At 57.4% G+C, this 22,336-nt stretch carries 21 protein-coding genes and 4 pseudogenes; 18 read left to right on the top strand and 7 right to left on the bottom strand.

The annotated features are described in order from the left end of the window. The first annotated feature begins 101 nt into the window (after window positions 1-101). From kbaZ to ENTMO_RS24415, 9 genes and pseudogenes are all read left to right on the top strand, one after another. Window positions 102-1,410, top strand: a pseudogene (gene kbaZ / locus ENTMO_RS24410) (tagatose-bisphosphate aldolase subunit KbaZ). Between the two features lie 19 nt (window positions 1,411-1,429). Further along, on the top strand, window positions 1,430-1,903 hold the full coding sequence (gene agaV, locus ENTMO_RS0121250) for a PTS N-acetylgalactosamine transporter subunit IIB (protein WP_010435938.1): 474 nt from the start codon (window positions 1,430-1,432) through the stop codon (window positions 1,901-1,903). Between the two features lie 10 nt (window positions 1,904-1,913). After that, entirely contained in the window at window positions 1,914-2,693 is a 780-nt protein-coding gene (gene agaW / locus ENTMO_RS0121255; protein WP_010435940.1) for a PTS N-acetylgalactosamine transporter subunit IIC, read from the top strand. Then, the gene (gene agaE / locus ENTMO_RS0121260) at window positions 2,683-3,561 is read left to right on the top strand and encodes a PTS N-acetylgalactosamine transporter subunit IID (RefSeq protein WP_010435942.1); all 879 of its coding nucleotides are present in this window, start codon (window positions 2,683-2,685) and stop codon (window positions 3,559-3,561) included. Before agaW ends, agaE begins: the two co-directional genes overlap by 11 nt. A gap of 16 nt (window positions 3,562-3,577) precedes the next feature. Beyond that, window positions 3,578-4,012: a PTS galactosamine/N-acetylgalactosamine transporter subunit IIA gene (gene agaF, locus ENTMO_RS0121265; protein ID WP_010435944.1), complete on the top strand. Its 435-nt coding sequence runs from the start codon at window positions 3,578-3,580 to the stop codon at window positions 4,010-4,012. Next, entirely contained in the window at window positions 4,009-5,142 is a 1,134-nt protein-coding gene (gene nagA / locus ENTMO_RS0121270) for an N-acetylglucosamine-6-phosphate deacetylase (protein WP_010435946.1), read from the top strand. The genes agaF and nagA overlap by 4 nt, the downstream gene beginning before the upstream one ends. Before the next feature lie 246 nt (window positions 5,143-5,388). Next, the gene (locus ENTMO_RS0121275; RefSeq protein WP_010435947.1) at window positions 5,389-6,537 is read left to right on the top strand and encodes an SIS domain-containing protein; all 1,149 of its coding nucleotides are present in this window, start codon (window positions 5,389-5,391) and stop codon (window positions 6,535-6,537) included. Between the two features lie 12 nt (window positions 6,538-6,549). After that, entirely contained in the window at window positions 6,550-7,422 is an 873-nt protein-coding gene (gene kbaY / locus ENTMO_RS0121280) for a tagatose-bisphosphate aldolase subunit KbaY (RefSeq protein WP_010435948.1), read from the top strand. A gap of 20 nt (window positions 7,423-7,442) precedes the next feature. After that, a pseudogene (locus ENTMO_RS24415) lies at window positions 7,443-9,333 on the top strand (alpha-galactosidase). Window positions 9,334-9,351: 18 nt separating this feature from the next. Here ENTMO_RS24415 and ENTMO_RS24420 read toward each other — a convergent pair. After that, window positions 9,352-10,325 (bottom strand): annotated as a pseudogene (locus ENTMO_RS24420) (Fic family protein). Between the two features lie 5 nt (window positions 10,326-10,330). Continuing rightward, entirely contained in the window at window positions 10,331-11,194 is an 864-nt protein-coding gene (gene rsmI, locus ENTMO_RS0121295; protein WP_010435950.1) for a 16S rRNA (cytidine(1402)-2'-O)-methyltransferase, read from the bottom strand. 62 nt (window positions 11,195-11,256) lie between these two features. On the opposite strand from rsmI, the gene ENTMO_RS0121300 reads away from it, so the two are divergent. The 4 genes from ENTMO_RS0121300 to dolP are packed head-to-tail and all read left to right on the top strand — an operon-like array spanning window position 11,257 to window position 14,947. Beyond that, window positions 11,257-13,398, top strand: a complete 2,142-nt coding sequence (locus tag ENTMO_RS0121300; protein WP_010435951.1) for a penicillin-binding protein activator — start codon at window positions 11,257-11,259, stop codon at window positions 13,396-13,398. Beyond that, a complete protein-coding gene (locus ENTMO_RS0121305) occupies window positions 13,356-13,751 on the top strand; it encodes a YraN family protein (protein ID WP_010435952.1) in 396 nt (131 codons plus the stop codon). Before ENTMO_RS0121300 ends, ENTMO_RS0121305 begins: the two co-directional genes overlap by 43 nt. A gap of 20 nt (window positions 13,752-13,771) precedes the next feature. Next, the gene (gene diaA, locus ENTMO_RS0121310) at window positions 13,772-14,362 is read left to right on the top strand and encodes a DnaA initiator-associating protein DiaA (RefSeq protein ID WP_003861754.1); all 591 of its coding nucleotides are present in this window, start codon (window positions 13,772-13,774) and stop codon (window positions 14,360-14,362) included. Window positions 14,363-14,371: 9 nt separating this feature from the next. Then, window positions 14,372-14,947 carry a division/outer membrane stress-associated lipid-binding lipoprotein gene (gene dolP / locus ENTMO_RS0121315; RefSeq protein WP_010435954.1) on the top strand — a complete coding sequence of 192 codons (576 nt, stop codon included), beginning with the start codon at window positions 14,372-14,374 and terminating at the stop codon, window positions 14,945-14,947. A gap of 59 nt (window positions 14,948-15,006) precedes the next feature. Here the strand turns inward: dolP and ENTMO_RS0121320 are convergent, their stop codons facing one another. Beyond that, window positions 15,007-16,044, bottom strand: a complete 1,038-nt coding sequence (locus ENTMO_RS0121320; protein WP_010435957.1) for a permease — start codon at window positions 16,042-16,044, stop codon at window positions 15,007-15,009. A 40-nt stretch (window positions 16,045-16,084) separates the two neighbouring features. Further along, entirely contained in the window at window positions 16,085-16,729 is a 645-nt protein-coding gene (locus tag ENTMO_RS0121325; RefSeq protein WP_010435959.1) for an NAD(P)H-binding protein, read from the bottom strand. A 128-nt stretch (window positions 16,730-16,857) separates the two neighbouring features. Between ENTMO_RS0121325 and ENTMO_RS0121330 the strand changes: the two genes are divergently transcribed. Further along, the gene (locus ENTMO_RS0121330; RefSeq protein WP_010435961.1) at window positions 16,858-17,376 is read left to right on the top strand and encodes a type 1 glutamine amidotransferase domain-containing protein; all 519 of its coding nucleotides are present in this window, start codon (window positions 16,858-16,860) and stop codon (window positions 17,374-17,376) included. Here the strand turns inward: ENTMO_RS0121330 and ENTMO_RS0121335 are convergent. Then, entirely contained in the window at window positions 17,356-17,781 is a 426-nt protein-coding gene (locus ENTMO_RS0121335) for a YhbP family protein (protein WP_029485208.1), read from the bottom strand. The genes ENTMO_RS0121330 and ENTMO_RS0121335 overlap by 21 nt on opposite strands. A gap of 23 nt (window positions 17,782-17,804) precedes the next feature. On the opposite strand from ENTMO_RS0121335, the pseudogene ENTMO_RS24425 reads away from it, so the two are divergent. Continuing rightward, a pseudogene (locus ENTMO_RS24425) lies at window positions 17,805-18,135 on the top strand (GIY-YIG nuclease family protein). Here ENTMO_RS24425 and ENTMO_RS0121345 read toward each other — a convergent pair. Next, window positions 18,122-18,625: a GNAT family N-acetyltransferase gene (locus tag ENTMO_RS0121345; RefSeq protein WP_010435964.1), complete on the bottom strand. Its 504-nt coding sequence runs from the start codon at window positions 18,623-18,625 to the stop codon at window positions 18,122-18,124. The pseudogene ENTMO_RS24425 and the gene ENTMO_RS0121345 sit on opposite strands and share 14 nt — an antisense overlap. Beyond that, a complete protein-coding gene (ubiT, locus tag ENTMO_RS0121350) occupies window positions 18,619-19,143 on the bottom strand; it encodes a ubiquinone anaerobic biosynthesis accessory factor UbiT (RefSeq protein WP_010435965.1) in 525 nt (174 codons plus the stop codon). The genes ENTMO_RS0121345 and ubiT overlap by 7 nt, the downstream gene beginning before the upstream one ends. Before the next feature lie 220 nt (window positions 19,144-19,363). Here ubiT and ubiU point away from each other — a divergent pair, with 220 nt between their 5' ends. The 3 genes from ubiU to ENTMO_RS0121365 all read left to right on the top strand — a co-directional run bounded on the left by ubiU (window position 19,364) and on the right by ENTMO_RS0121365 (window position 22,331). Then, window positions 19,364-20,359 carry a ubiquinone anaerobic biosynthesis protein UbiU gene (ubiU, locus tag ENTMO_RS0121355; RefSeq protein WP_010435966.1) on the top strand — a complete coding sequence of 332 codons (996 nt, stop codon included), beginning with the start codon at window positions 19,364-19,366 and terminating at the stop codon, window positions 20,357-20,359. A 7-nt stretch (window positions 20,360-20,366) separates the two neighbouring features. Then, window positions 20,367-21,245, top strand: a complete 879-nt coding sequence (locus ENTMO_RS0121360; protein ID WP_010435968.1) for a U32 family peptidase — start codon at window positions 20,367-20,369, stop codon at window positions 21,243-21,245. Window positions 21,246-21,323: 78 nt separating this feature from the next. Continuing rightward, on the top strand, window positions 21,324-22,331 hold the full coding sequence (locus ENTMO_RS0121365) for a luciferase-like monooxygenase (RefSeq protein ID WP_010435970.1): 1,008 nt from the start codon (window positions 21,324-21,326) through the stop codon (window positions 22,329-22,331). The last annotated feature ends 5 nt before the right edge of the window (window positions 22,332-22,336 follow it).

The raw sequence follows: 22,336 nt of genomic DNA on the forward strand, positions 1-22,336 counted from the left end.
GAAACAGATCGGAAAACTATTATCTTTCGTTTTATTTTTACAACACCATAATGCAGTATCAAATGAAATAAAACGAAAGATGAATGCCAGCACCATCCGAAATGGAGAGGAAAGTGAAACATCTGACACACATGGTGGAACAACATAAACGGGGGAATGCAAACGGGATTTACGCCGTCTGTTCCGCACATCCCCTGGTACTTGAAGCCGCAATTCGTTACGCACAGTCGCATCAAACGCCGCTATTAATTGAAGCCACCTCCAACCAGGTGGATCAGTTTGGCGGCTATACGGGCATGACGCCCGAAGATTTTTACGGGTTTGTCTGCTGTCTGGCCGAGTCGCTCGATTTTCCGACGTCACAACTGATCCTCGGGGGGGATCATTTAGGGCCGAACCGCTGGCAAAACCTGCCTGCACAGCAGGCGATGGGCCAATGCTGACGACCTCATCAAAAGCTATGTTGCCGCCGGATTCAAAAAGATCCACCTCGACTGCAGCATGTCTTGCGAAGACGATCCGGTGCCGTTAACCGATGCCATCGTTGCTGAACGCGCGGCTCGTCTGGCGAAGATTGCCGAAGCGACCTGCCGCGAACAGTTCGGCGTCACCGATCTGGTCTACGTTATCGGCACGGAGGTTCCGGTTCCCGGCGGCGCACACGAGACGCTCACCGAGCTTGAGGTTACTACGCCAGACGCGGCCCGCGCCACGCTTGAGGCTCACCGCCACGCGTTCGAAAAAGAGGGGTTAAACGACATCTGGCCGCGCATTATTGGCCTGGTGGTTCAACCTGGCGTTGAATTTGACCATGCGCACGTCTGTGATTATCAGCCTCATAAAGCCGTGGCGCTGAGCAAAATGGTTGAAGCCTACGACACGCTGCTGTTCGAAGCACACTCCACCGATTACCAGACGCCGCAGGCGCTTCGCCAGCTGGTGAAAGATCACTTCGCCATTCTGAAAGTTGGCCCTGCCCTGACCTTCGCCCTGCGCGAGGCGCTGTTCTCGCTGGCCGCCATTGAAGAGGAGCTGCTGCCGGCAAAAGCCAGCTCTGGCCTGCGCCACGTGCTGGAAAACGTCATGCTCGATCGCCCGGAATACTGGCAAAGCCACTACCACGGTGACGGCAACGCGCGACGCCTGGCGCGCGGCTACAGCTACTCCGACCGGGTGCGCTATTACTGGCCGGATAGCCAGATTGACGATGCTTTTGAGCGACTGGTTCGCAACCTGGCGGATGAACCTATCCCGCTGCCGCTGATTAGCCAGTATCTGCCGCTGCAGTACGGCAAAGTTCGAGAGGGCGCCCTCAAGTCGACACCACGGGAACTCATTATCGACCACATTCAGGACATACTTCAGCAGTACCACGCCGCCTGCGAAGGCGTAACGACCCAAAACGCATAATTAAAAAGAGGAAAACGCTATGCCAAACATTGTTTTATGCCGCATCGATGAACGTCTGATCCACGGTCAGGTGGGCGTGCAGTGGGTGGGGTTTGCGGGGGCAAACCTGGTGCTGGTTGCAAATGACGAGGTGGCTGAAGATCCGGTACAGCAAAACCTGATGGAAATGGTGCTCGCGGAGGGGATCGCCGTGCGCTTCTGGTCGCTGCAAAAAGTGATCGACAACATTCACCGCGCCGCTGACCGCCAGAAAATCCTGCTGGTCTGCAAATCACCCGCCGATTTTCTGACTCTGGTCAAGGGCGGCGTGCCCATCACCCGTATCAACGTGGGAAACATGCACTACGCCAATGGCAAACAACAAATTGCCAAAACGGTCTCTGTCGACGCGAACGATATCGCCGCGTTCAACGGCCTGAAATCTGCCGGAGTGGAATGCTTCGTTCAGGGCGTACCAACAGAAGCTGCTTTGGATCTCTTTAAACTGCTCTGAGGGGTTCACAATGGAAATCAGTCTGTTGCAGGCGCTGGCGCTGGGCGTGCTCGCCTTTATCGCCGGTCTGGATATGTTTAACGGCTTAACGCACATGCACCGCCCGGTGGTACTCGGGCCGCTGGTCGGCCTGATTCTGGGCGATTTGCATACCGGTATTTTGACCGGCGGGACGTTAGAGCTGGTCTGGATGGGCCTGGCACCGCTGGCGGGCGCGCAGCCGCCTAACGTCATTATCGGCACCATCGTGGGTACCGCCTTTGCCATAAGCACTGGCGTGAAGCCAGAAGTCGCGGTTGGCGTCGCCGTACCGTTTGCCGTTGCGGTTCAGATGGGGATCACCTTCCTGTTTTCGGTGATGTCCGGCGTGATGTCCCGCTGCGATCGCATGGCGGCAAATGCCGACACCAGCGGCATTGAACGGGTCAACTATCTGGCGCTGCTGGCGCTCGGCATCTTCTATTTTCTGTGTGCGTTCCTGCCGATCTACTTCGGTGCAGAACATGCGAAAACCGCCATTGACGTTCTGCCAGCTCGCTTGATTGACGGCCTCGGCGTGGCGGGCGGCATCATGCCAGCTATCGGCTTCGCCGTACTGCTGAAGATAATGATGAAAAACGTCTATATCCCTTACTTCATTATCGGCTTTGTGGCTGCAGCCTGGCTCAAGCTACCGGTGCTGGCGATAGCGGCGGCCGCGCTGGCAATGGCGCTGATCGACCTGATGCGCAAATCACCTGAACCGACGGCGCCTGCCGCTCAGAAAGAGGAATTCGAAGATGGCATCTAATCAAACAACGTTGCCGGGCGTGTCTGAAAGCGAAGAGACGCTGCTGACCGGCGTGAATGAAAACGTCTACGAGGACCAAAGCATCGGTGCCGAGCTGACGAAGCAGGATATTAACCGCGTGGCCTGGCGCTCCATGCTGCTGCAGGCCTCGTTTAACTATGAACGTATGCAGGCCTCCGGCTGGCTGTATGGCTTACTGCCCGCGTTGAAAAAGATCCACACCAACAAGCGGGATCTGGCGCGCGCCATGAAAGGCCATATGGGCTTCTTCAACACCCACCCGTTCCTGGTGACCTTTGTTATCGGCATTATTCTGGCGATGGAGCGCTCCAAGCAGGATGTGAACAGCATCCAGAGCACCAAAATTGCCGTCGGCGCCCCGCTCGGCGGTATCGGCGACGCCATGTTCTGGCTAACCCTGCTGCCCATCTGCGGCGGTATTGGCGCTAGCCTGGCGCTGCAGGGATCAATTCTGGGCGCGGTGGTCTTTATCGTGCTGTTTAACGTGGTGCATCTTGGCCTGCGTTTTGGCCTGGCGCACTACGCGTACCGGATGGGCGTCGCGGCTATTCCGCTGATTAAGGCCAACACCAAAAAGGTCGGCCACGCGGCGTCTATCGTCGGGATGACGGTGATCGGCGCACTGGTGGCAACCTACGTCCGCCTCAATACCACGCTTGAAATCAAAGCGGGTGATGCGGTCGTTAAACTGCAGGCCGACGTGATCGACAAGCTGATGCCCGCGTTCCTGCCGCTGGTCTATACCCTGACCATGTTCTGGCTGGTACGCCGCGGCTGGAGCCCGCTGCGTCTGATTGGTATCACCGTGCTGCTGGGCGTAGTCGGTAAGTTCTGTCACTTCCTGTAAAAGCAAAGAGGTAGCGATGTTCGGCATTATTTTGACGGGTCACGGCGGCTTTGCCAGCGGGCTTGAGCAGGCAATGAAGCAGATCCTCGGCGAGCAGCCGCAGTTCATCGCCGTCGATTTTCCGGAAAGCTCCACCACCGCGCGGCTGACCGCTCAGCTTGAGCAGGCGGCGAGCGAGCTGGATACGCAACATGATGTTGTCTTTCTTACCGACCTGCTGGGCGGCACACCGTTCCGCGTGGCGTCAACGCTCGCCATGCAAAGGCCGGGCCGCGAAGTGATAACCGGCACCAACCTGCAACTGCTGCTGGAGATGGTGCTGGAGCGCGACGGGCTAAGCAGCGAAGCGTTTCGGCGGCAGGCGCTGGAGTGCGGGCATCGCGGGCTGACCAGCCTGGTGGACGAGCTGGGACGCTGTCGCGAGGAAGCGCCGGCTGAGGAAGGAATATGAGCCAGCTGCTGCGCGCGCATCGTTTGCTCACGGAGCAGGGCTGGCTGGACGACCACCAGCTACGCATTGAAAATGGAACGATTGCGGCGATTGAACCTATCCAGGCAGGCGTTACGGCGCGCGATGCTGAGCTGCTTTGTCCGGCGTACATCGATACTCACGTGCACGGCGGCGCGGGCATGGACGTGATGGACGATGCGCCCGACGTGCTGGACACCCTGGCAATGCATAAAGCCCGCGAAGGGGTGGGCGCATTTCTGCCCACCACCGTGACCGCGCCGCTGGAGATTTTACACGCCGCGCTGATGCGTATCGCCCGTCGTACTCAGTCCGGCGGCCCCGGCGCGCAGATCCTGGGCAGTTATCTGGAAGGACCTTACTTTACGCCGCAGAACAAAGGGGCGCATCCGCCGGAGCTGTTCCGGGAGCTGGATATCGCCGAGCTGGACAGGCTGGATGCCGTTTCACAGAGCACGCTACGGGTAGTGGCGCTCGCGCCGGAAAAAACCGGCGCATTATGGGCGATCCGCCACCTTAAGCAGCGCGGCATACGCGTAATGCTGGGCCATAGCGCCGCCACTTACGATCAAACGCTTGCAGCATTTGATGCGGGTGCCGACGGGCTGGTTCACTGCTACAACGGCATGACGGGGCTGCACCACAGGGAGCCCGGCATGGTCGGCGCAGGTCTTACGGACAAACGGGTGTGGCTGGAGCTGATTGCCGACGGACACCACGTCCATCCGGGCGCGATGCGTTTATGCTGCTGCTGCGCGAAGGATCGCGTGGTGCTCATTACCGATGCCATGCAGGCTGCGGGTATGCCCGACGGACGTTACGCCTTGTGCGGTGAAGAGGTCACTCTGCAAAACGGCGTAGTTCGAACCGGCTCAGGTGGGCTGGCCGGGAGCACGCTCGCGTTGGATGCCGCCGTACGCAATATGGTGGAACATACGGGCATTACCGCCGAAGACGCGATTCATATGGCCTCGCTGCACCCCGCCCGCCTGCTGGGTATGGATAACCAGCTCGGCTCGTTAGCGCCGGGTAAACGCGCGAATCTCATCGCGCTGGACGGGGGTTTGCACCTCCATAACATCTGGATTCAGGGCCAGGCTCTTCCCCTTTAGCCCTTTCATTGTATCTCCCGCTGGCCTTACGGAACGAGATCGTAAGGCCTTTCTTTTCCTTTCCTTCCTTATTACCTTTCCTTTGGCGATCACACTTTACGTTTTATTTCTTTCTTTCCATTGAACTTTCAATTTCTTTTCTATAAATTTTATTTAACTGCTAAAGTGAACAAGTGAAACGAAACGAAAGATAGCGACACGATTGCCAGCGTCTGATGTGGAATTCACACGACTAAGGAATGAGTTATGCAACAAACCACTACCGCCGCCACAACCGGCACCTGGACCGAGGAAGAGATCCGCCAGCAGCCTGCAAGCTGGAGCCGCTCACTGAATAATATCGATAGCCTGCGATCCTCGATCGACAGTTTCCTGACGCCGCTGCTGCGCAAGCGCGATCTGCGGATCGTCCTGACCGGCGCGGGCACGTCGGCGTTTATCGGCGACATCATTGCACCATGGCTTTCCAGCCACACCGGGAAAAACTTTACAGCCGTTCCAACGACCGATCTGGTCACGAATCCAATGGACTACTTCAGCCCTGCGCATCCGCTGCTGCTGATCTCCTTCGCCCGCTCCGGCAACAGCCCGGAAAGCGTCGCTGCCGTCGAGCTGGCAAATCAGTTCGTGCCGGAGTGCTACCACCTGTCGATCACCTGCAATGAGGCGGGAAGCCTGTATCAAACCGCAGTCGACAGCGATAACGCCTATGCCCTGCTGATGCCTGCCGAAACGCACGATCGCGGGTTTGCCATGACCAGCAGCATTACCACCATGATGGCCAGTTGCCTGGCCGTGTTCGCTCCGGAAACGATCAATAGCCATACCTTCCGCGACGTCGCCGATCGCTGTCAGGCGATCCTCACTACGCTCGGTGATTTCAGCCACGGCGTCTTTGGCAACGAGCCGTGGAAACGCGTTGTCTATCTGGGCAGCGGCGGCCTGCAGGGCGCGGCGCGCGAATCGGCGCTGAAGGCGCTGGAGCTGACGGCGGGCAAGCTGGCGGCGTTTTACGACTCCCCGACGGGCTTCCGTCACGGGCCTAAGTCTCTGGTGGATAGCGAAACGCTGGCGGTGGTGTATGTCTCAAGCCATCCGTATACCCGTCAGTACGATCTGGATCTGCTGGCCGAGCTGCGCCGCGATCGGCAGGCCCTGCGCGTCGTCGCCATCCCCGCTGAAAACGATCCGGTTATTGAAGCGGGTCCGCACATCCTGCTGCCGCCTTCCCGCCCGTTTATCGATATGGAACAGGCATTCTGCTTCCTGATGTACGCCCAGGTCTTTGCGCTGTCCCAGTCCCTCAGCGTGGGCAATACGCCCGATACGCCATCTGCCAGCGGCACGGTCAACCGCGTGGTCCAGGGCGTAGTTATTCATCCGTGGCAGGCTTAAGAGGATCGCACTATGAGCATTATCTCAACGAAATATCTTCTGCAGGACGCGCAGGCAAAAGGCTACGCGGTGCCGGCGTTCAACATCCACAACGCGGAGACGATCCAGGCGATCCTCGAAGTGTGCAGCGAGATGCGATCGCCGGTGATCCTCGCGGGCACGCCGGGCACGTTTAAGCACATTGCGCTGGAAGAGATCTACGCCCTGTGCAGCGCGTACTCGCTAACCTACGACATGCCGCTGGCGCTGCATCTCGATCACCACGAATCTCTCGACGATATTCGTCGCAAGGTCAACGCTGGCGTGCGTAGCGCGATGATCGACGGTAGCCACTATCCGTTTGAACAAAACGTGAAGCTGGTGAAGTCGGTGGTCGATTTTTGCCACCTTAACGACTGTAGCGTTGAGGCCGAGCTGGGGCGTCTTGGTGGCGTGGAAGATGACATGAGCGTCGACGCCGAAAGCGCGTTTCTCACCGACCCGCAGGAAGCGAAACGCTTTGTCGAGCTGACCGGCGTCGATAGCCTCGCCGTCGCCATCGGTACCGCACACGGCCTGTATACCAAACGCCCGAAAATCGACTTCCAGCGGCTGGCCGAGATCCGCGAAGTGGTCACCGTGCCGCTGGTGCTGCACGGCGCGAGCGATGTGCCAGATGAAGATGTTCGCCGCACCATCGCGCTGGGCGTGTGCAAAGTCAACGTGGCTACCGAGCTGAAAATCGCCTTCTCTGACGCGGTGAAAGCCTGGTTTGCCGAAAACCCGCAGGGTAACGATCCGCGCTTCTATATGCGGGTCGGTATGGACGCCATGAAAGAGGTGGTCAGAAGCAAAATCACCGTTTGCAGCTCGGCAAACCGATTGCTGCTTCCGGCAGAAGCCTGATTAAAATGGAGCTTACGCTGATGAAAAAAATTCTCGCACTCTCAGTGCTGGCCCTGTGCGTTTCCCATAGCGCGGTGGCCGCGAACTACACGCTCAATAACGACAATATTGCCCTGTCATTTGATGATGCAAACTCAACGGTTGTGGTTAAGGACAGCAAAGCTAACCATCCGCTCACGCCGCAGGAGCTGTTCTTTCTGACGCTGCCGAACGAGACTAAAATCCACACCGCAGATTTTAAAATCAAGCATGTCGAAAAGCAGGACAGCGGGATTGTCGTTGATTTCACCCATCCGGAATTTAACGTGACGGTGAAGCTGAACCTGGTGAAGGGCAAATACGCCAGCATCGACTACACCATAGCCGCCGTTGGTCAGCCCCGGGACGTGGCGAAAATCACCTTCTTCCCGACCAAAAAGCAAGCTCAGGCACCTTACGTAGACGGGGCAATTAACAGCTCGCCGATCGTCGCAGACTCGTTTTTTATTCTGCCGGATAAGCCCATCGTTAACACTTACGCCTATGAAGCGACGACCAACCTCAACGTGGAGCTGAAAACCCCTATTCAGCCCGCAACCCCGGTCAGCTACACCACGTACTTTGGTACCTTCCCGGAGACCAGCCAGCTGCGCCGTAGCGTAAACCAGTTTATCGATGCCGTCCGTCCGCGTCCGTATAGGCCTTATTTACACTACAACAGCTGGATGGATATCGGCTTCTTTACCCCGTACTCCGAGCAGGACGTGCTGGGGCGGATGGATGAATGGAATAAAGAATTTATCACCGGACGCGGCGTGGCGCTGGATGCGTTCCTGCTTGACGATGGCTGGGATGAGCCTCACCGGGCGCTGGCTGTTTGGCCCGGCTTTCAGCAAGGGTTTTGGCAAGGTACGGGAGAAAGCTGACAGCCTGCACAGCTCCGTCGGCCTGTGGCTCTCACCGTGGGGCGGATATAACAAACCGCGCGATACGCGCGTCTCGCATGCAAAAGAGTACGGTTTCGAAACGGTAGACGGGAAGCTGGCGCTGTCAGGCCCGAACTATTTTAAAAACTTTAATGAGCAGATCGTTAAGCTTATCAAAAACGAGCATATTACCTCGTTCAAGCTCGACGGGATGGGCAATGCCAACTCGCATATTAAGGGCAGCCCGTTCGCCTCGGATTTTGACGCCTCTATTGCTCTGCTGCATAACATGCGCAGCGCCAATCCGAATCTGTTTATTAACCTGACGACCGGTACCAACGCCAGCCCATCCTGGCTGTTCTACGCCGATTCCATCTGGCGTCAGGGGGATGACATAAACCTGTACGGCCCCGGCACGCCGGTGCAGCAGTGGATGACCTATCGCGATGCCGAAACCTACCGCTCCATTGTGCGTAAAGGGCCGCTGTTCCCGCTGAACTCCCTGATGTATCACGGGATCGTCAGCGCGGAGAACGCGTATTACGGTCTGGAGAAGGTGCAAACGGACAGCGATTTTGCCGACCAGGTCTGGAGCTACTTCGCCACCGGCACCCAGTTGCAGGAGCTGTATATCACCCCTTCAATGCTCAACAAGGCGAAGTGGGATGTCCTGGCGCAGGCCGCGAAGTGGTCCCGGGATAACGCCAGCGTGCTGGTGGATACCCACTGGATTGGCGGTGACCCGACGGCACTGCAGGTTTACGGCTGGGCATCATGGAGCAAGGACAAAGCGATCATCGGCTTGCGTAACCCGTCGGATAAGCCACAAAGCTACTATCTGGATCTGGCAAGAGACTTTGAGATCCCGACAGACGGCACGACGCACTTCAATTTGAAAGCGGTGTACGGCAGTAACGATAGCGTGCCGGAGGAGTATAAAAACGCGGTGGTGATTACCCTGAAACCGCTGGAAACGCTGGTGTTTGAGGCATTACCAGGAAAATAAAAGTGTTCAGCTGGCAGGTTAAGCCATAACCTGCCAGCTTCCCCCTTTCCTTGCCCCCAGGCGTTTTAAGTTACCTTTTGTTTGCAAAGAACGGAGATAACGTTCCGCGGTGCGGGAAGTCACGCCCAATACGGATGCCAGCATTACCGCAGTCATTTGCGGTTGAACGGTAAGAAGCTCAAGGATAGCCTTTTCCTTTTCCGACATTTCTTCCGACATCTTTTCCGACATTACGGACGGCATGCCTATGCCTTCCCGCAAAGCATCGGCCATATTTTGCAGCATAAACTCCACGAATGCCGTGCAATCACTGGCCCGATCGCATTGTCCTAAAATCTGGTAATAGCGCGTTTGCTTGAAGTGAATGAGCGTCTCTACGGGCAGCCATGCAAGTTCTGCCCGCCATTGGCTTAAGATCAACGTTTGCCACAGCCGCCCCATGCGGCCATTTCCATCTGAAAAAGGATGGATGAATTCAAACTCGTAATGAAATACCGAGCTGGCAATCAGCGGGTGAAGGTCGGTTTGCTTAAGCCAGGCAAGAAGAGTCGATAAGGCGGTTCATCTGCGAGGCTGGCGGAGCCATGTGGACTAACTGGTTCCCACGGTATATCCCTACATCCCCATGCCTGAGCTTGCCGGGATTATCGACCAGACCCGTCATTAATAAACGGTGTGCAATGAGTAAGTCTTTAAGCTTCCAGGGCTTCCATTCGGGCAATTTTTCATAAGCAAGAATCGCGTTACGCACTTCCTGGATATCTTTTTCAGGTGCGAGCACGCGCTTACCCTCCATGATTGCCGTCACTTGCCCGGTCGTCAGAGAGTTATGCTCAATTGCCAGAGAAGCCTGGATTGTACGGATTCTCTTTGCGCAGTAGCGGAGAGGTTCTTCCTGAATGTGCAGCCCAGTGCCCTAATAGCTCACCGATCTCAACAACCTGATTGAGAATTGAGGGTGTGATGGAAAAAGGAGGCTGGCAGCGGCTCATCTGGACTACCCCCCCTGCTGCTCCAGCGCATACTTATACAGCGCATTTTTCTTCACGCCGTGAATTTCCGCCGCCAGCGCAGCGGCCTTCTTCAGCGGCAGTTCCGCCTGCAGCAGCGCCAGCGTGCGCAGCGCGTCGGCAGGCAGTGCGTCTTCCTGCGCTTTATGCCCTTCGACGATCAGCACCATTTCACCCTTGCGGCGGTTTTCGTCTTCCTTCACCCACGCCAGCAGTTCGCCCACTGGCGCGCCGTGGATCGTTTCCCAGGTTTTGGTCAGCTCGCGCGCCAGCACCACGTAGCGGGATTCACCCCAGACAGTCACCATATCTTCCAGGCTTTCCAGCAGGCGGTGTGTGGATTCGTAAAAAATCAGGGTGCGCGGCTCGGCTTCCAGATCCTTCAATACGTCGCGACGGCCTTTGGATTTAGCTGGCAGGAAGCCTTCATAGCAGAAGCGGTCAGACGGCAGACCTGCGGCGCTTAACGCAGCAATCGCCGCGCACGGCCCCGGCAGCGGCACAACGCGAATACCGGCTTCGCGACAGGTACGCACCAGGTGATAGCCAGGATCGTTGATCAGCGGCGTACCGGCGTCGGAGACCAGCGCAATGTTCTGCCCTTCCTTAAGTTTCGCCACCAGCGTTTCGGCTTTTTGTTGCTCATTGTGATCGTGCAGGGCAAACAAACGGGCATTAATCGCGAAATGTTGCAGCAGTAAGCCGGTGTGGCGGGTATCTTCAGCGGCAATTAAATCAACAGCTTGCAACACGGTGAGCGCACGTTGGGTAATATCAGACAAATTCCCGATAGGAGTAGGTACAATATAAAGCTGGCCTTGAGAATTATCTGCCGTTTCGTGTTGTTTCATTGTTTCGTCCGTATTGCCGATTTAATATTGAGCATTGCGTAAAAAAAATCACTGGATACAGTATGGTACCGTTAACGTTTCTTCGAAAAAAAGCCACGCGCAGCGTGCCGCTTCTGCTCGCAGCCCTGATCTTTGCAGGCTGTGGCACCCAGGCACCCGATCAGACCGCTGCCCATATGCAGGGATCCGCTCAGGCTGATTCTGGCTTTTATCTGCAACAAATGTCGCAGAGCTCAAATGATACCAAGACCAACTGGCAATTACTCGCCATTCGTGCACTGCTGAAAGAGGGTAAAACCCAGCAGGCCGCCGAACTGTTCAATCAGCTACCGCAGGATCTTAACGACGATCAGCGCCGCGAGCAGGGTCTGCTCTCTGCTGAACCGAAGGTGGCGCAGAAAGATTATGCGGCTGCGAAGAAAATCCTTGGAGACATCGACGTCGGTGCGCTGGACAAAAACCAGCAGGCGCGCTTCTGGCAGGCGGGCATTACCGCCGAACAGGGTCGACCTTCCCTGACGCTATTGCGCGCGTTTATCGCCCAGGAGCCGCTGCTCGCCGGTGCGGATAAACAGAAAAATATCGATGCAACATGGCAGGCACTCGCCTCCATGACCCAGGAACAGGCGCAAACGCTGGTTATTAACGCCGACGAAAATGTTTTGCAGGGCTGGCTGGATCTGCAGCAAATGTGGTTTAACAACCGCAGCGACCCAACGATGCTGAAAGCAGGTATTACCGACTGGCAAACCCGCTACCCGCAAAACCCGGGCGCGAAAATGCTGCCGACGCAGCTGGTGAATGTGCAGAACTTTAAGCCAGCCTCGACCAGCCAAATCGCGCTGCTTCTGCCGTTGAACGGCCAGGCGGCGGTCTTTGGTCGCACCATTCAGCAAGGCTTTGAAGCGGCAAAAAACGGGACAACTGCCGTAAGCGGTAGTGCCGTACCGGCTCAGTCCGCACAGGCAGCCAACGTGAACGACGTTGTCAGCCCTTCTGCCGCTGAAACCAGCGACCTGACTGCAGCACAAGCGCCAGCGCAGGGGACAATGCAGAACCCGGTCACCGCGCCGACGACGCCACCAGCCGCAACGCCTGCACCTGAAGCAGTACAGACTCCTGCGGAAACTCAGGCTCCCGTGACGGCTGAACAGCCACAACCGCAAGCCGCGCCAGCAGAACAGCAACCTGCCACGCAGCCTCAGGCCTTGGCAACCACCAGCGCCAACCCGAGTGCTGAGCTGAAAATCTACGACACCACCGCTCAACCGCTCGATCAAGTGCTGGCGCAGGTGCAAAAAGATGGCGCGAGCATCGTTGTCGGTCCCCTGCTGAAAAACGACGTGGAAACGCTGATAAAGAGCAACACCACGCTGAACGTGCTGGCGCTTAACCAGCCAGAGAACGTGCAGAACCGTGCCAACATCTGCTACTTTGCTCTCTCCCCAGAAGATGAAGCCCGCGACGCGGCGCGACATATTCACGAACAGGGTAAACAGGCGCCGCTGCTGCTGATCCCGCGCAGCGCGTTGGGCGATCGCGTCGCCAATGCCTTTGCCGATGAGTGGCAGAAGATCGGCGGTGGCGTGGTGCTGCAACAGAAATTTGGTTCCGCCTCAGAACTGCGCGCTGGCGTCAACGGCGGCGCAGGTATCGCCCTTAACGGCAGCCCGGTCAGCGCCAGTCTGCCGCAGCAGCAGAGCGTGACCATCGGCGGCCTGACCATTCCGGCCCCTCCTACCGACGCACAAATCAGCGGTGGCGGCAAAGTGGATGCGGCCTACATTGTCGCGACGCCGGAAGAGATTGCTTTCATCAAGCCGATGATTGCGATGCGCAACGGCAGCCAGAGCGGCGCAACCCTCTACGCCAGTTCGCGCAGCGCGCAGGGCACCGCAGGCCCGGATTTCCGTCTGGAAATGGACGGCCTGCAGTACAGCGAAATCCCAATGCTCGCGGGCAGCAACCCGCCGCTGATGCAGCAGGCGCTGAGCTCGGTACGTAACGACTACTCGCTGGCACGTCTGTACGCCATGGGCGTGGATGCGTGGGCGCTGGCAAACCACTTCACCCAGATGCGTCAGGTGCCGGGCTTCGAGCTCAACGGCAACACCGGCGATCTGACCGCCACTCAGGACTGTGTGATTAACAGGAAGTTATCATGGCTCAAATACCAGCAGGGTCAGATCGTCCCAGCCAGTTAAGCCGCAAAGCGACCGGCGATGCGTGGGAGTTAAAAGCGCGTCGCTGGCTTGAAGGCAAAGGACTGCGTTTTATCGCCGCCAACGTCCGCGGGCGCGGCGGCGAAATCGACCTGATCATGAAAGACGATCGGGTCACCGTGTTTGTAGAAGTGCGTTTTCGACAGTCCTCCCGTTTTGGCGGTGCTGCCGCCAGCGTGACGCTCGCCAAACAACATAAATTATTACAGACTGCCCACTTGTGGCTTGCCCGCCATAATGGGAGCTTTGATACTGTGGACTGCCGGTTCGATGTGATAGCCTTCACCGGAAATGAGATCGAATGGCTTAAAAACGCTTTTGGCGAAGACGCATAATTGAGATTTAAAGGGATAACGTGCTCGAAAGAATTAAAGTGTGCTTCACAGAAAGCATTCAAACACAGATTGCCGCGGCGGAAGCCCTCCCGGACGCGATCTCCCGCGCAGCAATGACGCTGGTACAATCTCTTCTGAACGGCAACAAAATCCTCTGTTGTGGCAATGGCACTTCAGCCGCCAACGCACAGCATTTTGCTGCCAGCATGATCAATCGTTTTGAAACAGAACGCCCGAGTTTACCTGCCATTGCACTTAATACCGATAATGTGGTCTTAACAGCGATTGCTAACGATCGTCTGCATGACGAGATTTACGCGAAGCAGGTGCGCGCCTTAGGCCATGCCGGGGACGTGCTGCTGGCCATCTCCACGCGCGGTAACAGCCGGGATATCGTTAAAGCCGTTGAAGCGGCGGTCACCCGCGATATGACCATCGTTGCGCTGACCGGCTATGACGGCGGCGAGCTGGCAGGTTTACTGGGGCCGCAGGATGTGGAAATTCGCATTCCGTCTCACCGTAGCGCGCGTATTCAGGAGATGCACATGCTCACGGTGAACTGCTTATGCGATCTGATCGATAACACGCTTTTCCCTCACCAGGATGATTAAGGAGTTCTAATGAAGGCTTTATCGACCCTTGCAGTCCTTATGTCTGCACTTCTACTTCAGGGATGTATTGCCGCTGCTGTTGTCGGTACCGCAGCTGTCGGCACCAAAGCAGCGACCGATCCGCGTTCTGTCGGGACGCAGGTTGATGACGGTACGCTGGAGCTGCGCGTCAACAGTGCGCTGTCGAAAGACGAACAAATCAAGAAAGAAGCGCGTATTAACGTAACGGCTTATCAGGGCAAAGTGCTGCTGGCAGGCCAGGCGCCTAATACCGAATTAGCCTCCCGCGCTAAACAGATCGCGATGGGTGTAGAAGGTACAACAGAGGTGTTCAATGAAGTGCGCCAGGGCCAGCCAATTGGTTTGGGCGATGCGTCTTCCGATACCTGGATCACCACGAAAGTGCGCTCTCAGCTGCTGGGATCGGACCAGGTGAAATCGTCAAACGTGAAAGTGACCACCGAGAACGGCGAAGTGTTCCTGCTGGGTCTGGTGACTGAGCGTGAAGGGAAAGCGGCGGCGGATATCGCCAGCCGGGTGAGCGGCGTGAAGCACGCCACCACCGCGTTTACTTATATCAAGTAATTCACACCTGACGGTAAGCCCGGTAAGCCCGGTAAGCGCCAGCGCCACCGGGCTTTTTTTTACATCAACGCAATACTGCCCACAATCACCCCACTCAACGCCACCAGCCCCGCCGTCAACCACAGCGCTTTCGCGGGGAATGACTTACGCAGCATGATAAGCGACGGCAGGCTGATCGCCGGCAACGTAATCAGCAGCGCCAGCGCCGGGGCGGTCCCCATGCCAGCCAGCATCATGGTCTGAACAATCGGAATTTCCGCCGCCGTTGGGATCACGAAGAGGCAGCCTGCAACGGCCATCGCAATGACCCACATCAGCGTGTTGTCGATAGCGCCATCTGCATGTGGGAAGAGCCAGACGCGCGCCGCCCCCAATACCAGCACCGCCAGGATATAAACCGGGATGGTGCTCCAGAAAAGCTGCCACAGCGCGATACCCCAGCGAGCAAAAAAACCACCCTGCGGCTCGCTGATGTCCAGCTCAACGGCAGCGGTCTCAGGCGCGTTGTCCTTCACCAGTTTTTGCACCAGCGTCGCCACCACCAGCACCGTCGCCAGCCCGGCAACCAGGCGGATCGCAGCAAAATGCCACCCAAGCACAAAGCCCATAAAGACCAGCGTTGCCGGGTTGAGCAGCGGGTTACCCATCCAGAACGCCAGCGCGCCGCCCATCGACACGCGCTGACGACGCATACCCGCCGCAACCGGTGCGGCGCAGCAGGAGCACATCATGCCCGGCAGGGAGAAAATCGTCCCCAGCAGCGTGCCCTGAAAACGCGGCTGGCCGAGTGTTTTCACCAGCCAGTTGCGCGGGATGAGCACCTGTATCAGCGAGCCCAGAATCACGCCCAGTACAGCGGCTTTCCAGACGGCAAGGAAGTAGACCATGGCGTAATCCCACGCCGCCTGAAGCGGGCTGGAATCAGCCTGAGCGAGAATAGATTTACCGATGCTGTGCGTTTCGGCGGCGGTGAAGGCTTTGCCGTAGTACGGCTGCCATTTCACATACCAGAGGCCAACAATGACCACGAGAAAGAAAAGTGCGGGCTTCCACCATTGAACAGGTGTTGCCGCCTGAGATGAAGACTGACCAGTCATAGCATTCCCCGGAGAGTATTAGGTTATTAGCCGGGGGAGTTTACGCCTCGTCCTGGGCGATTTCACGCAGTTTTGCCGAAGGGATAATGTTGACCCCCGCTTTCAACGGTGCCAGCCCTTCTTTTAGCATCGCAAGGGCGACGTCCCGCGCCTCGATAGATTTCCAGTTGCCGGGAAGGATCTTAAACAGCGGGGCCAGGATCGACTCGTTAAATCGGCGTTCGTCCCTGTGGCCGCTTAGCATCGAGGGGCGCACAATCGTTAGCTGCTCCCATTTCTGCGCGATCAGCGCATCCTCCATCTTACCCTTCACCTTGTTGTAGAAAAAAGGCGATCCGGCATTGGCACCCAGCGCACTGACCACCAGAAAATGTTTGGCCCCCAGTTTTTTCGCCGTGAGCGCCGTGTCCACCACCAGCGTGTAGTCGGCATGGATAAATGCCTCTTTGCTGCCCGCCTCACGCCGCGTGGTACCCAGACAACAAAAGGCGATATCAATGGGATCCTTGACCTGCGCCAGCGCGTCCGTCAGCTGCGGATCGTGCGGGTTAAATACGCCCGAGACGTCCGTCAGCGGCCGACGCGTAGGCGCTGCAATGTAGTTCACGCGGCGATCCTGAATCAGCAACCGCAGCAGATGATCCCCCACCAGCCCGGTGGCGCCCGTAATCAGTACCTGACTCATCGTATCCCCTTTACAGAATTGTCCGTTTGCGAACTCAGCGTGGTCGACCACACTTAGAAGTCTGTTACAGGTAAGTATTTACCACAAGCGGAGAAAAATCAGTCTGAAGCCAAAACAACGGAGGAAGCATGGGCAAGAAAATCGCAGTCTTGATTACCGACGAGTTTGAAGATTCAGAATTCACCTCTCCAGCAGAGGCGTTCCGCAAGGCGGGACACGACGTCATCACCATTGAGAAAGAGGCGGGCAAAACGGTGACAGGCCATAAGGGCGAGGCCAGCGTGACGATTGACGAGTCAATTGATAACGTCAGCCCGTCCGATTTCGACGCCCTGCTGTTACCCGGCGGCCATTCACCCGACTCCCTGCGCGGAGATGAGCGCTTCGTCACCTTCACCCGTGACTTTGTGAGCACCGGTAAGCCGGTATTTGCTATCTGCCACGGCCCACAGCTGCTGATCAGCGCCGAAGTCGTGCGCGGGCGTAAGCTTACCGCCGTGAAGCCGATCGTTATCGATCTGAAAAACGCAGGCGCTGAGTTCTACGATCAGGAGGTGGTCAACGACAAAGACCAGCTGACCACCAGCCGAACCCCGGACGATCTCCCGGCGTTTAATCGCGAAGCGCTACGCCTGCTCGGCGCGTAGCCAGTGCAGCTTCTTGCCAAAGCCCAGGGTGTTGTCGGTAAATTTCAGCTCATCGAGGCGGATTTCCCACACCGGGGCTTTTAGCGCAGCGGCAACGGGAAAGCGGCGCGTGTAGTGCCTACGATGCGCGTCGCTCTCTTCTCCATCCAGCCGACGAATTTCACCTTTGAACTGCACGCCGCGGATCAGCGCGACCGTTTTCGGCTGGCCATTCACCGTGCCCGCCACCTTTGCCTGCTGGCCGGTCATCTGCGCATGACGTGTGTTGTCTTCACTCATGACATAAAAAGCCACGCGCTCAGGGTCGTAGTAGTAAAACGCGTTGGCGCACCACATCTCACCCTCATCACAGACGCACCAGGTGACAACATGCTGCTTCGCCAGCCAGCGGTTAATGGCGGCCAGTGTTTCCCTTTTCGTTCTCTCTCATGCTATGGTGCGTTCACCTTAACATACTGAATCTGTTTACCGTGTGCTGGTTTCTCTATCTTGTCCGAACCGCTGATTAACGCACTCTACACCGGGATCACCACCGATGTGGCGCGGCGTTTCTTACAACATCAAACGGGAAAAGGGGCAAAGGCGCTGCGGGGGAAAGGGGAACTGCAGCTGGTATTTTCAGCCGCAGTGGGCGACAGATCGCTGGCGCTCAGGCTGGAATACCGCATCAAGCAGCTCACGAAGCGCCAGAAGGAGCGCCTCGTCACTGGAGACGGCTCCTTTGAGGCGCTACGCGAGAGCCTGATTAAAAGCGATTGAAATGGTCGTGGTAGTCCACCAGGCCATTGACGCCGTTGAGGGCGTCGTCCGCCAGACGGTGCACCTGGAAAGCGGATTCCGTACCCGGCCAGCGGCAACGCAGGTCGTAATGTGCGGCCTGCTCGAAGCCTAATCGACCATAGAACGCCGGATCGCCCAGCGTGACCACAGCGGCATAGCCAAACTCATTCAGCGAGTCCAGTCCTTCATAGACCAGCTGGCGCGCCAGACCTTGCCCGCGATAGTTTTCATCTACCGCCAGCGGTGCCATTCCTACCCACTGAAGATCGTCGCCCTGAACGATGACCGGGCTGAAGGCGACATAGCCGACGACCTGACCTTCATCATCGGTAGCAACCAGACCCAGCGTGATCAGGCCGTCTTCACGGAGATCGTGGACCAGTTGAGCTTCCGCATCGCTCTCAAAAGAGCGGCGCAATAACGCATCGATACCCGGTGCATCAATCCCAATTTCGACTCGAATCAGCATGGCTCACCTACTGAAGTGTGTTTACTGTCCGGCGGGGTTTTCAGCCCGGCCTCAACAAAATCTGCCATTTGCATCAACATCACGCGCAGCGCTTTCGGCATCTGCTCCAGCTCAATGGCATCCATTAAATTCTTCACGTACAGGCCAAGTTCAGTATCGCCTTCAATCACCAGACGACGCTGGAAGAAGAGCGTATCCGGATCCTGCTTACGTGCGGCAATCATCAGCAGATCGCTGGCATCAGCGCTAAAGCTCACGTCCGCCTCGGCGGATTCGCGCACGATCAGCTGGCCGTTCTCTACGGAGGTAAACCAGCGCAGCCCGATGTCGCGTACCTCAATGCTCAGCCAGCGGCCTTCCAGGAACTCCAGCTCGCCGTCCTGCAGTGCCTGGCGGAACTGCCAGCTCAGGACCTGCTCCAGCACCTGGCGCTTAAGCGCGAACGGTGCCAGCTTGACCGGCACGCTCAGCATAGATGGACCCAATTGTACGAGACGTGAACGCAGTTTCTCCAGCACGAGCTTTACTCCCTGATATCTGTAATCCCGCTATTTTGCCACATCCATTCCAGAACATAGCGGCGTAAATCAACAAACCGTCGTCCGGCTTACCTCATTATTGGTGTCATCAATACGCCATTAGCTGCCTTAAATCAAAAATTGTCGCCTGTGGGTTAATTAAAATCCCAGCTCGTTAACAATTTTGCGATCCCTGCGATCGAGAACATCAGGATAAATTATGGAGCTGCTCTGCCCTGCCGGAAACCTTCCGGCGCTTAAGGCGGCCATCGAAAATGGGGCCGATGCGGTCTATATCGGGCTAAAGGATGATACCAATGCCCGCCATTTTGCTGGCCTCAACTTTACGGAGAAAAAGCTTCAGGAAGCCGTTAACTTCGTTCATCAGCACCGCCGCAAACTGCACATTGCCATCAACACCTTTGCCCATCCTGATGGCTACGCCCGCTGGCAGCGCGCGGTGGACATGGCGGCACAGCTGGGCGCCGATGCACTGATCCTGGCCGACCTTGCCATGCTTGAGTATGCAGCAGAACGCTATCCGCATATTGAGCGCCACGTCTCTGTTCAGGCATCCGCCACCAACGAAGAAGCCGTGCGTTTTTATCATCAAAACTTCGACGTGGCCCGCGTGGTGCTGCCGCGCGTGCTCTCTATTCATCAGGTTAAGCAACTCGCGCGCGTCACGCCAGTGCCGCTGGAAGTTTTTGCCTTTGGCAGCTTGTGCATCATGGCCGAAGGCCGCTGCTATCTCTCCTCTTATTTAACCGGTGAATCGCCGAATACCGTCGGAGCCTGCTCCCCTGCCCGCTTTGTTCGCTGGCAGCAGACCCCTCAGGGGCTGGAGTCTCGCCTGAATGAGGTGCTGATTGACCGCTATCAGGACGGTGAAAACGCCGGTTATCCAACCCTATGCAAAGGCCGCTACCTGGTCGACGGCGAGCGCTACCACGCGCTGGAGGAGCCCACCAGCCTCAACACGCTGGAACTGCTGCCGGAACTGCTGGCGGCCAATATTGCCTCGGTGAAAATCGAGGGTCGCCAACGCAGCCCGGCCTACGTGAGCCAGGTGGCGAAAGTATGGCGTCAGGCCATCGACCGCTGCATGGCGGACCCGCAGAACTACGCTCCGCAGGCGACCTGGATGGAGACGCTCGGTTCGATGTCCGAAGGCACGCAAACCACCCTTGGCGCGTATCACCGTAAATGGCAGTGAGATAACCATGAAATATTCATTAGGACCGGTGCTCTACTACTGGTCAAAAGAGACGCTGGAAGATTTTTACCAACAGGCCGCCGCCAGTAGCGCCGATGTGATTTACCTCGGCGAAGCGGTGTGCAGCAAGCGCCGTGCCACCAAAGTGGGCGACTGGCTGGATATGGCGAAAAGCCTGGCCGGAAGCGGCAAGCAGGTGGTGCTCTCGACGCTTGCCCTGGTGCAGGCGTCTTCCGAACTGGGCGAGCTGAAGCGCTATGTCGAAAACGGCGAATTCCTGCTGGAAGCGAGCGATCTCGGCGTGGTGAACATGTGCGCTGAACGCAAGCTGCCGTTTGTCGCGGGCCATGCCCTGAACTGCTATAACGCCGTGACCCTGCGACTGCTGCTTAAGCAGGGGATGACGCGCTGGTGCATGCCGGTTGAACTCTCCCGCGACTGGCTGGCAAACCTGCTGAATCAGTGCGACGAGCTGGGCATTCGCAATCAGTTTGAAGTGGAAGTGCTGAGCTACGGGCATCTGCCGCTGGCCTACTCCGCCCGCTGCTTTACCGCGCGCTCGGAAGACCGCCCGAAAGACGAATGCGAAACCTGCTGCATCAAGTACCCGAACGGACGCAGCATGCTGTCGCAGGAAAACCAGCAGGTGTTTGTCCTCAACGGCATTCAGACCATGAGCGGCTATGTTTATAACCTCGGCAACGAGCTGGCGTCGATGGACGGTCTGGTGGATATGGTGCGTTTGTCGCCGCTGGATACCGACGTGTTCGCGATGCTGGACGCCTTCCGCGCCAATGAAAACGGCGCCGCTCCGCTACCGCTGACGGCAAACAGCGACTGCAACGGTTACTGGAAACGTCTCGCCGGGCTGGAACTTCAGGCGTAAAAAAGGCTCACTTTGTTAACAACGGTTATCATTTTTTAATGCACTATTAAAGATTCACCGTCGACAAAGTGAGCTGTTATGACTGACAAAACCATTCCGTTTTCGGTGCTGGATCTGGCGCCGATCCCTCAGGGTTCCTCGGCTCGAGAAGCCTTTTCGCACTCTCTCGATCTCGCTCAGCTGGCCGAAAAGCGTGGCTATCACCGCTACTGGCTGGCCGAGCACCACAACATGGTGGGCATCGCCAGCGCCGCCACCTCGGTACTGATTGGCTATCTGGCAGCCAATACCACTACCCTGCACCTGGGCTCCGGCGGCGTAATGCTGCCAAACCACGCCCCGCTGGTGATTGCCGAGCAGTTTGGCACCCTGAACACTCTCTATCCGGGGCGTATTGATTTGGGCCTTGGTCGTGCGCCGGGCAGCGACCAGCCGACCATGCGCGCCCTGCGCCGCCATATGAGCGGCGATATCGATAACTTCCCGCGCGATGTGGCCGAGGTGGTGGACTGGTTCGACGCGCGCGATCCTAACCCGCACGTGCGCCCGGTCCCGGGCTACGGTGAGAAGATCCCGGTTTGGTTGTTGGGATCAAGCCTGTATAGCGCACAGCTCGCCGCGCAGCTTGGGCTGCCGTTCGCGTTTGCCTCGCACTTCGCACCGGATATGCTGCATCAGGCGTTGCATCTTTACCGCACGAACTTCAAACCGTCCGAGCGTCTGGAGAAGCCGTACGCGATGGTCTGTATCAACATCATTGCCGCCGACAGCAATCGCGACGCGGAATTCCTGTTTACCTCCATGCAGCAGGCATTTGTGAAGCTGCGTCGCGGTGAGACGGGACAGCTTCCGCCGCCGGTGGAGAATATGCATCAGCTGTGGTCCGCCTCCGAACAGTATGGCGTTCAGCAGGCGCTGAGCATGTCGCTGGTGGGTGATAAAGCGAAAGTGCGTCACGGGCTGGACGCGGTGCTACGCGAAACGCAGGCGGATGAAATTATGGTTAACGGCCAGATTTTCGATCATCAGGCGAGATTGCATTCGTTTGAACTGGCGATGCAGGTGAAAGAAGAGTTGGTGGGGTAGTTTTT

It is taken from the genome of Enterobacter mori LMG 25706 (assembly GCF_000211415.1).
Lineage (GTDB): Bacteria > Pseudomonadota > Gammaproteobacteria > Enterobacterales > Enterobacteriaceae > Enterobacter > Enterobacter mori.